This is a genomic window from Micromonospora sp. RTP1Z1 (assembly GCF_033804685.1).
Lineage (GTDB): Bacteria > Actinomycetota > Actinomycetes > Mycobacteriales > Micromonosporaceae > Micromonospora.
Genome location: NZ_JAPFQV010000004.1, coordinates 131530 through 144280, shown reverse-complemented (window position 1 = coordinate 144280; position 12751 = coordinate 131530). Strand labels below are relative to the sequence as shown.

Annotated in this window: 15 protein-coding genes and 1 tRNA gene; 9 read left to right on the top strand and 7 right to left on the bottom strand. The window is 73.1% G+C overall.

Translation table 11 applies throughout. The features are described from left to right. The first annotated feature begins 31 nt into the window (after positions 1 to 31). The 3 genes from SLP03_RS03865 (at position 32) to SLP03_RS03855 (ending at position 1888) form a co-directional block, all read left to right on the top strand. On the top strand, positions 32 to 637 hold the full coding sequence (locus SLP03_RS03865; protein ID WP_413644320.1) for a GNAT family N-acetyltransferase: 606 nt from the start codon (positions 32 to 34) through the stop codon (positions 635 to 637). A gap of 178 nt (positions 638 to 815) precedes the next feature. Next, on the top strand, positions 816 to 1610 hold the full coding sequence (locus tag SLP03_RS03860; protein WP_319459098.1) for a hypothetical protein: 795 nt from the start codon (positions 816 to 818) through the stop codon (positions 1608 to 1610). Between the two features lie 204 nt (positions 1611 to 1814). Further along, positions 1815 to 1888 (top strand) — tRNA-Ala (locus SLP03_RS03855). A 115-nt stretch (positions 1889 to 2003) separates the two neighbouring features. Here SLP03_RS03855 and SLP03_RS03850 read toward each other — a convergent pair. Then, complete coding sequence (locus tag SLP03_RS03850) at positions 2004 to 2198, bottom strand: general stress protein CsbD (protein WP_319459097.1); 195 nt, start codon at positions 2196 to 2198, stop codon at positions 2004 to 2006. A 298-nt stretch (positions 2199 to 2496) separates the two neighbouring features. Here SLP03_RS03850 and SLP03_RS03845 point away from each other — a divergent pair, with 298 nt between their 5' ends. Continuing rightward, positions 2497 to 3036, top strand: coding sequence for a DUF1707 domain-containing protein (locus SLP03_RS03845; RefSeq protein ID WP_319459096.1), 540 nt, complete (start codon positions 2497 to 2499; stop codon positions 3034 to 3036). Between the two features lie 191 nt (positions 3037 to 3227). Here SLP03_RS03845 and SLP03_RS03840 read toward each other — a convergent pair whose 3' ends face one another. Beyond that, positions 3228 to 3350: a hypothetical protein gene (locus tag SLP03_RS03840; RefSeq protein WP_319459095.1), complete on the bottom strand. Its 123-nt coding sequence runs from the start codon at positions 3348 to 3350 to the stop codon at positions 3228 to 3230. Positions 3351 to 3589: 239 nt separating this feature from the next. Between SLP03_RS03840 and SLP03_RS03835 the strand changes: the two genes are divergently transcribed. From SLP03_RS03835 to SLP03_RS03820, 4 genes are read left to right on the top strand one after another with little or no spacing between them, the layout of a single operon-like run. Beyond that, entirely contained in the window at positions 3590 to 4204 is a 615-nt protein-coding gene (locus SLP03_RS03835) for a dihydrofolate reductase family protein (RefSeq protein ID WP_319459094.1), read from the top strand. Further along, positions 4201 to 4563 (top strand): YciI family protein, encoded by a 363-nt coding sequence (locus SLP03_RS03830; protein ID WP_319459093.1) that lies wholly within the window; start codon positions 4201 to 4203, stop codon positions 4561 to 4563. The genes SLP03_RS03835 and SLP03_RS03830 overlap by 4 nt, the downstream gene beginning before the upstream one ends. 2 nt (positions 4564 to 4565) lie before the next feature. Beyond that, complete coding sequence (locus SLP03_RS03825) at positions 4566 to 5828, top strand: RNA polymerase sigma factor (RefSeq protein ID WP_319459092.1); 1263 nt, start codon at positions 4566 to 4568, stop codon at positions 5826 to 5828. A gap of 30 nt (positions 5829 to 5858) precedes the next feature. After that, a complete protein-coding gene (locus SLP03_RS03820; RefSeq protein WP_319459091.1) occupies positions 5859 to 6383 on the top strand; it encodes a DinB family protein in 525 nt (174 codons plus the stop codon). A gap of 90 nt (positions 6384 to 6473) precedes the next feature. Here SLP03_RS03820 and SLP03_RS03815 read toward each other — a convergent pair whose 3' ends face one another. Both SLP03_RS03815 and SLP03_RS03810 read right to left on the bottom strand, forming a co-directional pair. Further along, complete coding sequence (locus tag SLP03_RS03815; protein WP_319459090.1) at positions 6474 to 7250, bottom strand: DUF4352 domain-containing protein; 777 nt, start codon at positions 7248 to 7250, stop codon at positions 6474 to 6476. A gap of 78 nt (positions 7251 to 7328) precedes the next feature. Beyond that, on the bottom strand, positions 7329 to 7985 hold the full coding sequence (locus SLP03_RS03810) for a 4'-phosphopantetheinyl transferase family protein (RefSeq protein WP_319459089.1): 657 nt from the start codon (positions 7983 to 7985) through the stop codon (positions 7329 to 7331). A gap of 416 nt (positions 7986 to 8401) precedes the next feature. On the opposite strand from SLP03_RS03810, the gene SLP03_RS03805 reads away from it, so the two are divergent. Continuing rightward, positions 8402 to 8536 carry a hypothetical protein gene (locus SLP03_RS03805; protein ID WP_319459088.1) on the top strand — a complete coding sequence of 45 codons (135 nt, stop codon included), beginning with the start codon at positions 8402 to 8404 and terminating at the stop codon, positions 8534 to 8536. 53 nt (positions 8537 to 8589) lie between these two features. On the opposite strand, the gene SLP03_RS03800 is transcribed toward SLP03_RS03805, so the two are convergent. From SLP03_RS03800 to SLP03_RS03790, 3 genes are all read right to left on the bottom strand, one after another. Continuing rightward, positions 8590 to 9369 carry a peptidase gene (locus SLP03_RS03800; RefSeq protein ID WP_319459087.1) on the bottom strand — a complete coding sequence of 260 codons (780 nt, stop codon included), beginning with the start codon at positions 9367 to 9369 and terminating at the stop codon, positions 8590 to 8592. Between the two features lie 2 nt (positions 9370 to 9371). Beyond that, positions 9372 to 10655: a VWA domain-containing protein gene (locus SLP03_RS03795; RefSeq protein ID WP_319459086.1), complete on the bottom strand. Its 1284-nt coding sequence runs from the start codon at positions 10653 to 10655 to the stop codon at positions 9372 to 9374. A 331-nt stretch (positions 10656 to 10986) separates the two neighbouring features. After that, a complete protein-coding gene (locus SLP03_RS03790; RefSeq protein ID WP_319459085.1) occupies positions 10987 to 12705 on the bottom strand; it encodes a dolichyl-phosphate-mannose--protein mannosyltransferase in 1719 nt (572 codons plus the stop codon). Between the last annotated feature and the right edge of the window lie 46 nt (positions 12706 to 12751).

Sequence of the window (12751 nt, the reverse complement as noted above, 5' to 3'; positions counted from 1 at the left end):
CTGGTTCCAGCGGCCGCCCGGTTGGCCGGCGGTGCTGGTGGACGGTCCGGTGGTGCTGCGGCCGTACCGGCGCTCGGACGCGGCCGCCTGGTCGGAGATCCGGCGCGCCAACCGGGCCTGGCTGTCCCCTTGGGAGTCGTACCTGCCCGGGAGTTGGGACGAGCTGAACTCGCCGGCCGCGTTCCGTTACGTCAACGCCGACCAGCGCCGCTCGGCGCGCACCGGTGACGGCATGCCGTTCGCCGTCTGCCTACGGGAGAACGGGCAGGAGCGGCTGGTCGGCCACCTCAACGTGGGCAGCATCGTCCGGCGGGCGTTCTGCTCCGGGTACGTCGGCTACTGGGTGGACTCCCGGGTGGCCGGTCGCGGGGTGATCCCCACCGCGGTGGCGCTCGCCGTGGACCACGCGTTCGGCCCGGGCGGGCTGCACCGGGTCGAGGTGAACATCCGGCCGGAGAACCGGCCGTCCCGGCGGGTGGTGGAGAAACTCGGCTTCCGCGAGGAGGCGTACCACGTGCGCTACATGCACATCGACGGTGCCTGGCGGGACCACATCGGATATGCGATGACCAGCGAGGAAGTGGCCGCCGAGGGCGGGCTGCTGGCCCGCTGGCACCGCGTACGTGACGCGGGGTGAAGCGTCCCACCCTCGGCGCCCGGCGCGGCGCACGGTCAACTCGGTCGGCGGCCCGTAACCTCAAGTAACTGCAAGCTGTGGCAAGCGCTGCCCGCCCGCAGGATCTGCGCCGTGAACGACCATCCGGGGAAGATCCTTCGGCCGACCTGCGGTTGCCCCGAACTCGGTGACGGGAGGGGTGAGGGTGCCGACCTCGGTGCTCCTCGCCGTCCTCGCCGCCGCCGGCCTGCTCGCCCTCGCCCCGGCGCTGGTCCGCCGGTACGACGCCACCGAGCGGCTGGTGGCGGAGCGGGCGCAGTCGACGGCGCGGGTGCTCCAGCGCCGCCGGCGGCGCCGCACTGTGCCGGGACGGCGCCCGGTCAACCCGTCCCGCTCCCTCGTCGTCACACTCAGTGAGGATTCGGCCACGGGGGGTCTGGCCGCCCCGGTCTCCACGCCGCCCGCGCCGCGCCGCTCGAACCGGCTGCGCGCCGTGCCGCCCGCCCCGAACAAGTCCCGCCGACGGCACCCGCCGAAGCGGCGCCACCACACCCCGGCGATCTACCGCCGCCGTCGGGTGCTCGCCGGGCTGCTGCTGCTCAACTTCGTCGAGCTGATCGGCGTGGTCCTGGTCAGCCCCGGATTCTGGATCAGCGTCTCGGTCACCGGGATGCTGCTCGTGGCGTACGTCGTACACCTGCGGCAGCGCGCCCTCGACGAGCGCCGGCGGCGGCGCGCGGAGGCCCGCGAGGCGGCCTGGCTGGCCGCCCGGCAGGCCGAGGTGCGCCGCGAGCAGGCCCGCCGCGCCGCGGCCCGCCGGGAGGCCCAGCGCCGACTGGCCGCCCAACGCGAGGCCGTCCGCCGTACGGCCATGGGCCTGGACCGCCCGGCGGACCTCCCGGCTGCGGCCGCCGGCGGCTCCGTCTCCTACCGCCGCACCGGCGGCCTCCGCGGCCGCCCCTACCAGTCCGGCCGAGGCTCTCACCCGGCCTGACCGGGCTGCGTCCGGTTGATCCACTCCGTTTACGGGGCATCGGGGCGTCCCGGTGCCAGGAACACCGCAACGTGCCGCACACCGAGTGGATCAAGGTAGACGTGGTCGGAGGGGCGATTCGCGGCGAGGGCCGCTGACCTGTTAGCCTTGTCGCCGGCCCGCCCGGTGAAAGCCGGGTGGGACCGACGCCGGTCCGCCGGTGGAGGGGCTGTGGCGCAGACTGGTAGCGCACCTCGTTCGCATCGAGGGGGTCAGGGGTTCAAATCCCCTCAGCTCCACCCCAGGTCAAAGGCCGTTTCCCGCAGTGGGAGACGGCCTTTTTCGATCTTTTACAGCAGCTAGCTACAGCAGCGCCCCCGGGCATCCAGACCGGGGGCGTCGCGTCGTGCCAGGTCAGCTCGTGAAGCTCTCCTTCGCGTTCCGGGCATCCTCCTGGACTCGCTCGCCGGGCTGCCTGCCCTGGGCCTTATCTCGCTGCAAAACCCGCTCCGCCTGGGACCGCTCGTCCTGGGTCATGTCGCCCATTCGCGCCCTGGCGGCGCCGGCCACCCGCTCGACCTTGTCCTGCGCCCTTTCGGTGGAGCTCATGTCGCCTCCCTGCCTTCTGGCGGATGTCCGCCCCTCCTGACTCGCGTCCCCGCCGGTCCGCGGGTGAAACCTGGTCAGCTCCCGAAGGATCTGCATGGTGACGCGGGGGTGGACGTCCAGCGCCACCAGCAGGGAGGCGCAGGTCCGGCGGGTGGTGTGCACGGAGATCTCCCGCACGCCCGCCGTCCGACAGTCAGCTGCGCCGGCTGCAGTTTGGGACCGCTAGATCGGCACACCCCGATGCAGCCTGCCGTTTGGTTGCGGTACGTCGTAGGTTGGGCGTGTGACGGGAGAGCTGATGCCGAGGCCCGAGATGCGACTGTCTGATGCCGAACGGAACCGGGTAGTCGAGCGGCTGAACCAGGCGGTAGGCGAGGGGCGGCTCACGCTCGCCGAGTTCGAGGACCGGATCGGGGGGGTGCTGGCCGCTCGTACCCACGCTGACCTGGTGCCCTTCACCGCGGACCTACCGGTAACCGTCGAGCCCCAGGTGCTCCAATTGCGGTCCCGCGCCTCGTCGCTCAAGCGGGCCGGACGGTGGGTCGTGCCCCGCCAGGTGGAGGTTGAGGCCCGGTCGTCGAGCCTACGGCTGGACCTCACCGAGGCGGTGATCGCTTCGCCGACGGTGCAGGTGTCGCTCAACGTCCGGTCTAGTGCGGTGACGTTGGTGCTGCCGGACGGGGCGTCTGCCTCGCTGCATGAGGTTGAGATGTCGTCCAGCTCGGCCAAGGCGAGGGTGCCTGACTCGGGCGGCCTGCACATAGTGGTGCGTGGCAAACTTCAGTCCTCGAGCCTGAAGGTGCGGTACCAGCGCCGATTCCTGCGCTGGCGGTGGTGACCGGCGCGCCGGCAAGGCCAGCCAGACCGAGTGCCATCGACTGACAGCAGCGATCTTGTAAGCGGGGCGTCCGGCTGCGGTGGGGCAGCGACGGCTGGCGGCACGTGCGCACCGGCTAAGGACGACACCGGCCGGCACGGGTCGACAAGATGTGTCCGGCTCCCCGACGGGGTCGCCGATGCGCGGACGAGTCAGCGGCCGACGCGCATTCGGTCGGCGGCGTACAGCTCACGGGAGCCGTCGGCGCGGAAGACCACCAGGACCGGGGCGCCCTCGCCGATCTCCAGCTCGCGTCGCTCCGCAGGCGTGGGCATACGGGCGGTGGTGAGCGGGCAGGTGCGGCGGTCGGATGACCAGATGAGGCCCGGCCGTGCCGTCGACCATGGCTGGGGGAGATCCGGGGTTGAGCAGCTCGAACGTGCCATCGCCTCGTCCAGGAACGCTATGTGACGCAGGTCACATACAATGTCGGGTCGTCGTGTCGAATTGGTGGTCAGCCCGGCCGTGGACATGGTGAAGGCCGGCGCGAGGCTGGCGACCCCAAGGAGGAACCGTGCGACTCACGCTCACCACTTTTCTGACCGTGGACGGCGTCATGCAGGGGCCCGGCGGCGCGGACGAGGACCGCAGCGGCGGGTTCGACCTGGGCGGCTGGCTGCCGCCGCACTTCGACGACACGGTCGGTCAGTACATGACCGAGATCCTCGACCGGGCCGACGCGTTCCTGCTCGGCCGCCGGACGTACGACATCATGGCCGCCTTCTGGCCGCACGTCACCGACCCGGCGGAGGGTGGCCCCGACAACCCGCTCAACCGGCTGCCCAAGTACGTCGCCACCAACCGGACCGACGAGCTGACCTGGTCCGGCAGCCAGCGCCTGGAGGGCGACCTGGCGAAGGCGGTCACCGAGCTGAAGGACCGCCCCGGCCGCGAACTGCAGGTGCACGGCAGCGGCGCGCTCGCCCAGTCGTTGATGCGGGAAGGGCTGATCGACACGTACCACCTGTTGGTCTTTCCGGTGGTCCTGGGCCGCGGCCGGCGGCTCTTCGCCGACGGCCTGCCGCCCGCCGGGCTGCGGTTGGCGGACAGCCGGACGTCCGCCAGCGGCGTCACGATGCTGACCTTCGAGAACGCCGGCGCGCCGGTCTTCGGCACGGTGGAGGGATGACGATGGCACCGACCAAGTACCTGCTGTCCGTGTACGGCGTCGAGGACGCGCCCGTGCCGACGGCCGAGGAGATGCAGCGCGCCTTCGCGGCGGTCGACGCGTTCAACGGACAACTGCAGGAGAAGGGCGCCTGGGTGTTCGCTGGCGGGCTCTGCCCGCCGGACACCGCCACCGTGGTGTCGATGTCGGAAGGCCAGGTGATGACCACCGACGGGCCGTTCGCGGAGAGCCGGGAGCACCTCGGCGGCTTCTGGGTGATCCAGGCCGCCGACCTCGACGAGGCGCTGGAGTGGTCCCGCCAGGCGAGCGTGGCCTGCGCCAACCCGGTCGAGGTGCGTCCGTTCCAGTCCGACGTCTGACGGTGGCCGACCGCGCCGACATCGGCGACACCATCGCCGCCGTCTTCCGCGAGGAGCACGGGCGGGTGGTGGCCACGCTGGTCCGCCTCCTCGGCGACATCGACCGCGCCGAGGAGGCGGTCCAGGACGCCTTCCTGGTGGCCGCCGACCGGTGGCCCCGCGACGGACTGCCGCCCAACCCGGGCGGCTGGATCGTCACCACCGCCCGCCGCCGCGCCATCGACCGCCTCCGCCGCGACGCCATGCGCGAGGACCGGCAGGAGCAGGCGGTACGGCTCGAAGAACGCCTCATCGACCAGCCGGAGGAGGACATTGCCGTGCCGGACGACCGACTTCGACTGATGTTCACCTGCTGCCACCCGGCGCTCGCCCAGCCGGCCCAGGTGGCGCTCACCCTGCGGCTGCTCGGCGGCCTGGACACGCCCACGATCGCCCGGGCCTTCCTGGTGCCCGAGGCCACCCTGGCGCAGCGGCTGGTCCGCGCCAAACGCAAGATCCGCGACGCCCGAATCCCGTACCGGGTGCCCACCGACGCGGACCTCCCGGACCGGCTCCGGCCGGTGATGGCGGTCATCTACCTGGTCTTCAACGCCGGCTGGATCGCCGAGGGCGGCACGCTCGTCGACGACGACCTGTGCGGTGAGGCGATCCGGCTGGCGCGGCTGCTCGTCGAACTCATGCCCGACGAGCCGGAGGCCGCCGGCCTGCTCGCGCTGCTGCTTCTGCTCCAGGCCCGGCAGCCGGCCCGCACCGCCGCCGACGGCACCCTGGTGCTGCTGCCCGACCAGGACCGCACCCGCTGGAACCAGGCGCTGCTCGCCGAGGGCCGCACGCTCGTCCGGGCCTGCCTGCGCCGCGGGGCCCCGGGCCCGTACCAGATCCAGGCCGCGATCAACGCCGTGCACAGCGACGCCGCCCGCGCCGACCAGACCGACTGGGCGCAGATCCTGGCCCTCTACGACCACCTGCTCGCGCTCCAGCCCACGCCGGTGGTCGCCCTCAACCGGGCGGTCGCCGTGGCGGAACTCCACGGCCCGCGGGCCGCGCTCGACCTCCTCGACCAGCTCGACCTTCCCGCGTACCAGCCGTTCCACGTGGTACGGGCCGAGTTGCTGGCCCGTGCTGGGCGAAGCACGGAAGCGCGGGCCTCCTACGACGCGGCCCTCGCCCGCACCACCAGCGAGGTGGAACGCGTCCACCTCACCCGCCGCCGCGCCGAGCTGCCGGACCACGGGTCCCGTGTCGACGTCGACTGGGATGCGTGACCCGGTCGGGCGGGATGTCAGACTGCGCCCATGCAGCAGCCACCCGCCGTTCCCCCGGAGACCGCCGACTGGACCTTTGTCATCACCGAGGGCTGCACGGAGTGCGGCTTCTCCCCGCAGGAGGTCACGTCCACGGGGGAGCGGCTGCGCGCCACGATCCCGACCTGGCGGGCCGCGCTGGCGCGGGACGACGCCTCCGTACGGCCGTCACCGACGGTCTGGTCGCCGGTGGAGTACGCCTGCCACGTCCGCGACACCTGCCGGATCTTCCGCAACCGCCTGGAGCTGATGCTGCGGGAGGACGATCCGGTCTTCGCCAACTGGGACCAGGACGCGACGGCTGTCGACGAGGGGTATTTCCATCAGGTCCCGGCCGAGGTTGCCGACCAGTTGGCCGCGGAGGCGGCGGCGACGGCGGCGGCGTTCGATGCGGTCCGGGCGGACCAGTGGGAGCGACCGGGCCGGCGCAGCAACGGCTCCGCGTTCACGGTGGGCACCTTCGCTGTGTACTTCCTGCACGACATCGCGCACCACGTGCACGACGTCACCCGCTGACGCCAGGTTGGCTGCGAGCGGTAACCAGGAGCGACAGCGGGGACCGGTCCCCGCTGGGACCGACCCCCGTCGACTGTGTGTCGTCGCGGCTCAGGGCTTCCAGGAGCCGGCCGTCTTCAGCCGGTGCTCGTACTCCACCGTGCCGTTCTTGTCCTTCACGTCGAAGATCAGCTGGCCGGTCCGCTTGCTGCCGGCCGGGAGGTCGTTGCCCGGGGGGAGCAGCTTGCCGCAGCCGGAGAGCGCTCCGCCCATTCCGCTGGCCTCCGTCCCGTCGCCGCTGACCCAGCGGAAGAAGAACGGGTTGAACGAGCCCTTCCCCTTGGTGACCTCCACGGTGACGTCCGCGATCAGGTACATGCCCTCGTCCGGCCCGGGCATGTACGTCCTGCAGGCCGTGGCCGAGGTGCGGAAGTTGTCGACGGTGAGCTGGATGGTGGCGTCCTCGTCGTCGATGACCAGCGTGTCGCCCGGCTCCATGTTGGACGTCTCGCCTCTCGTCCGGTCGGCGTCCGGCGTCGGGTCCGCGGCGCCGCTGGGCGGCTCGTCGACCGGCGCGTTGGTCAGCGCCGGGGTGGGCAGGCTCTCGGCGGCCTTCTCCACCTTCTTGGCGCCCGCGTAGATCGCGAAGATGCCGCCGCCGCAGCAGAGCAGGAGGAGCACCGCGGCGACGATGCCGATGGTCAGCCAGACCTTCTTCCTCGACCGGGGCGGGGCGGCCGGCGGCGCGCCGAACGGCTGGCCCGGGGCCGGCGGGTACGGCCCACCCGGCACGGGCGGCATCGGCGCGGTGGGGAACGGCTGCGTCGGCGGTTCCGAGGGCTGCTGGCTCGGGTCCGGCGGTCCGAACGGAGGCTGAGGGTGGCTCACCGTACTCCTAGGGCGCCTTCGAAGATTTTTCAGTCGGACCGACGGTACCGGTGCCGGGCGAGCCCGCCCCTCACGGCCTCAGGGTGGCGGCAGCACGGCGGCGGTGCGGACCAGGTCGGCGTCGACGGTGAACCGGCCGGTCACCAACGCCGGCGGGTCAGCGACCGGGGCCGCGTGGAGCCGGGCCGGCGCGATCCGGGCGGTGAACGTCCCGGCGTCCGGGTCGAGGGTCACCCGGGCGTCGTGGAAGTCCAGCCAGGTGCCGGCGACCGGATGCCAGAGCTTGTAGACGGTCTCCTTGGCGCTGAACAACACCGCCGGCCAGGAGACCCCGGCCGGCAGCGCCGCAAGGTCGGCCTCCTCCTCCGGCAGGCAGATCATCCGGCGTACCCCGGAATTGAGTTCCCTGTGCCGCTCGGCGTCCATGCCGACCGAGCGGATCTCGCCGGACCGGGCCGCGGCCGCCGCGCAGTAGCCGTGGGTGTGGGTGATGGTGCCGACCACCCCGGCCGGCCAGACCGGGGACCGGTCGGGCGCCGCGGGCACCGGCGCCGCCGGCAGCCCGAGCGCGGCCAGCGCCCGCCGGGCGCAGACCCGGCCCGCGGTGAAGTCGCGCCGGCGGCTCGGCACCGCGCGGTCGCTCAGGCAGGCCAGCTCGGCGGGGAGCAGGTCGCCGGCCCAGTCGTCGGGGCCGGCCACGGCGACCGCGACCGTCGCCGGCAGCAGGTCACGCATCACCCACCTCCTTCAGGTACGACCGCAGCCGCGCCGCCCCGGCGCAGAGCCGGTCGGCCGGCGCCGGCGGCGCCTCCGGCCAGAACCGGACCACCAGCTCGCCGTCCCGAGCATCCCAGGTGCCGACGCCCGGGCTGGACGGTGAACGTACCGCAACGACGTAACGCCGGAGAGTTCCGTTGCGCTGTTCGGGCGTCAGCGTGGGAATTGCGGTCTACTCTCGACGGCGGCGCCACGCCCAGCGTTGGCCCGGTCGTCCCAACCTTGTGAAGGGAAGTGCGATGACGGGTGGTGCGGAAGCTTACGGCTCGCGGCCGGACGAGCACGCTCCGGTTACTCCTAACTGGACCTGTGGCACCTGCGGCGACGAGTGGCCGTGCACCACCAAGCGGACCAGGCTGCTCGAGGAGTACCAGGTGGACAGGGCCTCACTGAGCGTCTACCTCGGAGCGTGTCTCGCCGCCGCCAGCCAGGACCTGCGCGCCGCGCCGGTGTCGTCCCTGCAGAACCGGTTCATCGGCTGGGTGCCGCGCAGCCCGCGGACCGCCTGACCTCCGCCGCGTGGTGGCCGCTCCGCACCTGCGGAACGGCCACCACGGGCAGTTCACCGGCGGCGGGGCCGCCGGGTCAGGGCGAAGCCGACCACCCCGGCCACCGCGGCGAGGACGCCGCCGGCCGTGGTCCAGAACCAGCGCGAGCCGGGCTCGGGGAGCCAGCCGGTGAGGCTGCTCCCCTCCTCCGCGACCGGCTCGGCGGTCGGCTCGGCGGTCAGCACCGTCCCGGCCCGGCCATTCGGCACCAGCGGCGCCGTCAGCTCCCCGTCGTCGCCCGACGCCCCGCCCTCGCCGTCCGCCGTGACCAGCAGCTCTACGTCGATCGGTAGGCCCAGGTCCGGCTCCGGCAGGTCGACCACCGAGAGCCGGACGTAGTAGGTGCCTGGCAGCGGGTCGGCGGACCACGGCTCGGCCCACGGCCGGACCTGGCGCAGCGTGCAGCCGAGGGTCACGCTGGTCGCCGACGCCGGCACGGTCGGCGTCTGCGCGCCGGCCGTGCACGCCTGCCGGCGGCGCAGCCCGTCGAAGACGTCGACGGTCCAGGTGGAGGCGCCGCTACGGACCTTCGGGAAGGTGACCGTGGCGTTGACCTGGTGGACCTGCCCGGCCTCGGCGGGGAACGCCCAGTAGAGGTGGTCACCGGTCGAGGCGCCGACCCGGACCGGCTGGCCGGCGGTGATCGCGGTGGCGGTGAGGAAGGACGTGCCGGCCTTGGTGACCGTGGCCGCTCCCGGCGAGGGGGTGGGCGTCGGGGCGGCCGAGGCGGCGGCCGGGGCGAGGATCAGTCCGGCGGCGACCAGCGCCGCGGCGGATCTCAGCAGGGTACGCATCCTCAGTTCTCCCTCCAGGTGGCGACCCACCAGCGGGTGAGCAGCCCGGCGACCAGTCCGGTGAGCAGCCCGGCCAGGGTGAGCAGGAGCAGCAGGGCCCAGCCGCGGCCCAGGTCCGGGCCGTCCGGGGCGGGGGAGGAGGCGACCACGTCGACGGTCAGCTCCACCGGCATGCCGGGCGTGGCCTCGGTGCCGGGGCGGGGCGCGAAGGCGTTGCTGACCACCAGGCAGACCGTCCGCGCGGGCTGCGTACCGCTCGGCTCGGGGGTCGGCGTCGCGGCGTCCTCCGCCGCCGACCAGCGCAGGCCGGCGGAGATCACGTCGGTGCGTCCACTGCCGGCATCCACGCCGCGGACGAGTTCCCGGCCGTCCGGCGCGGTGGCCCGCAGCAGCACCCCGTAGTCCGGGTTGACCGGCCGGTCCAGCGCCACGCTGACCGAGGCGCGCAGCTCCTGCCCGGCCCGGACCGGCACCCGGTACCAACGGTGCTCGGAGAACGCCTCCCGGTCGGTGTAGACGCCGGGGGCGAGCAGCGGGGCGTTCCCGCACTCCGCCGCGCCGCCGACCACGGTCGGGGTGGCCGTGTACGTGTCCCCGGCCCGGTCCACCAGCTGCTTGATCCGGCCGGTCAGCTCGTCGGCGCTCTCCGCCGCGGTGTACGTCCCGCCGGTCGCCCCGGCGATGCAGAGCAGCTGCCGGCGTACCTTCTCGTCGGGGGCCAGTCCGAGGGTGTCGACCACCAGCCGGGTGCCCTGCGCGGCCAGTTCCCGGGCCACCTCGCACGGGTCCGGCGGGGCGCAGGTGTCCTCGCCGTCGGTGATCAGCACGATCCGGCGGGCGGTGGCGCCGGTGCCGAGGTCCTGAGCGGCGGAGCGGAGTGCCAGCCCCACCGGGGTGAAGCCGGTCGGCCGCAGGCTGGCCACCGCCGCCTTCGCCCGGGCCCGGTCGACCGGGCCGACCGGCACGATCTGCTGGGTGTCCTGGCAGCCCTTCTTCTTGTCCTTGCCCCGGTAGGTCGCGCCGAGCACCCGGATGCCGAGCTGGGTCTCGTCCGGCAGGGCGTCGACCACCTCGTTGAACGCCTGCTGGGCGACGGAGATCCGGCTGCGCCCGTCGATGTCCCGGGCTCGCATCGAGCCGCTGACATCGAGCACCAGCTCGACCTTGGGTGGCTCGGCGGGGGGTGCGGTGGTCTCGTCGTCGGCCGCGGCGGGCGTCGGACCGATCAGCGCGGTCGCGGCCAGCAGTCCCCACACGACGGCCGTCGATCGTCTCTTGTTGATCACCGGCGGAAGTGTAGCGAGATCCACTTTAGATGATCATCCGGGTCGGCCCGCCCGTTCGTCCCCGCGTGACGAGGGCGCCCGCCGGCCGCCACGAATTCGTAAGGTTCCCGTCGGATAACCTACCGTTAGCTGCCGGATGTGAACCATTCAGCCGCTGGTGCACCCATCGGGAATCTGACCCAACTCCACCCGTTGTGAACGTGCTGGAGTGTGGTTAAGCTCTTCATGCGCGCCCCAATCGCCCGCTTCCCCCGTGGCAGGCGATCGGGGCGCGCTTCTCTTTGCCCGGGAACCCGCCGCCGGCCCGATCCGGCCACGCCGCCCCGGGGCCTCAGATCCAGCGACCGTCCAGCCACATCCGGGCCGACCAGTCCGCGTACGGCAGCAGCCGGCCGACGAAGATCGGATAGAAGTACCCGAAGCAGAGCGCCACCAGCAGCACGTACGAGCCGGCGATGATCCCGCCGACCAGCCGCCGGTCGGAGACCTCCTCGGCCGCGGGAGCGTCCGCCGTGCCGCCCGACGCGACGGGCGCGCCGGCCGGCGAGATGATCGCGCCGAGCACGTAGACCACCGCCAGCACCAGGAACGGCAGCGCCGGGGCGGCGTAGAAGGAGAACATCGTCCGCCCGTCCAGGGCGAACCAGAACCAGGGCAGCAGGCCGGCGGCCACGCAGAGCAGGATCGCCCCGGCCCGCCAGTCCCGTCTGGCCGCCCCGAGCCAGGCCGTGGCCGCCAGCGCCGGCAGGAACGACCACCAGAGCAGTGGCGTGCCGAGCAGCAGGATCTCCGAGGCGCAGCTCGGCGCGCCGCAGGCGCCCTTGCCCGACCAGTAGAAGGCCACCGGCCGGCCGAGCAGCAGCCACTGCCACGGCCAGGACTGGTACTTGTGCGGGTCGTCCAGATGGGTGTGGAAGCCGTATGCGGCCTTGTGGTACTCCCACAGGTTGATCAGCGGGCCGATGACCGGGGCGTCGCTCAGGCCCCGGGTGTTCGGGTAGCGGCTGGCCAGGCGGTAGTAGCCGTCGTCGCTGAGCAGCCAGCCCGACCAGGTGACCAGGTAGGTGCCGACCATCAGCACCCCAGCCAGCAGCAGCCAGGGCAGCTCATCGAGGAGGGCGTCCCGCCACGGTCGGCGTACCCCGGCGGAGCGGCGGACGCCGACCTCCCAGAAGATCACCAGCAGCGCGAAGGCCGGCACGAAGTAGATCCCGCTCCACTTGACCGCGCAGGCGCAGCCGAGCAGCACCCCGGCCAGCAGCCGCCACCACGGCCAGTCCCGCCAGCCCGACGACGACGGCCGGCCGGCCCGCCCCGGACGGGACGGGTCCAGCCCCGCGTCCAGCGCGCGGGCCCAGCGGCGCCGCCGGGCGTCCCGGTCCAGCACCAGGGCGCCGAAGCCGGACAGCACGAAGAGCAACAGGAATATGTCGAGCAGGGCGGTGCGGGAGAGCACCAGATGGAAGCCGTCCAGGGCGAGCAGCAGCCCGGCCGCGCAACCCAGCGTGGTGGAGCGGAACAGCCGCCGGCCGATCCGGACCAGCAGCAGCACCGACAGCGTCCCGGCGACGGCCGCCGCGAAGCGCCAGCCGAACTCGGGGGCGGTGGTCATCAGGTGCCCCGGGACGGAGATCCTGGTCTCGGCGTCCTGGTAGCCGAAGGCCCACTCACCGGCCCCGATCAGCCACTTGCCCAGCGGCGGGTGCACCACGTACGACGGGCCGTTGTCCTTGTAGTTCCACTCGACGCCCCGGTCGATCAGCCCGTACCCGTCGCGGGCGTAGTAGATCTCGTCGAAGATCTTGCCCTTGGGGCCGCTCAGGCCGACGAACCGCAGGATCGCCGCGATCAGCACGACCACCCCGGTGGCCAGCCAGGCGTGCCCGTCGAGCCGGGCGTCGACGGTGGCGAGCCGCCGCCGGACGATGGCCGGGACGCCGCGCCCGTCCGTCGCCGCGGACTCGCCGGCCGGGTCGGCGGCGGGGTGCCCGGTCGTTGTCAGGTCCGACCCGGACCGGCCCGCGCTCTGTGCTGTCGACGCACTCGTCACCCGGCGATCGTAGGCTGCGAAGGTGCCCGGTGGCGCCAGTCGTCTC

Bases quoted from the DNA above. Each gene is read 5' to 3' on its own strand.
- SLP03_RS03850 (WP_319459097.1), bottom strand. From the start codon at position 2,198: ATGAGCTCCACCGAAAGGGCGCAGGACAAGGTCGAGCGGGTGGCCGGC.
- SLP03_RS03845 (WP_319459096.1), top strand. From the start codon at position 2,497: ATGCCGAGGCCCGAGATGCGACTGTCTGATGCCGAACGGAACCGGGTA.
- SLP03_RS03840 (WP_319459095.1), bottom strand. From the start codon at position 3,350: ATGCCCACGCCTGCGGAGCGACGCGAGCTGGAGATCGGCGAGGGCGCC.
- SLP03_RS03830 (WP_319459093.1), top strand. From the start codon at position 4,201: ATGACGATGGCACCGACCAAGTACCTGCTGTCCGTGTACGGCGTCGAG.
- SLP03_RS03820 (WP_319459091.1), top strand. From the start codon at position 5,859: ATGCAGCAGCCACCCGCCGTTCCCCCGGAGACCGCCGACTGGACCTTT.
- SLP03_RS03810 (WP_319459089.1), bottom strand. From the start codon at position 7,985: ATGCGTGACCTGCTGCCGGCGACGGTCGCGGTCGCCGTGGCCGGCCCC.
- SLP03_RS03800 (WP_319459087.1), bottom strand. From the start codon at position 9,369: ATGCGTACCCTGCTGAGATCCGCCGCGGCGCTGGTCGCCGCCGGACTG.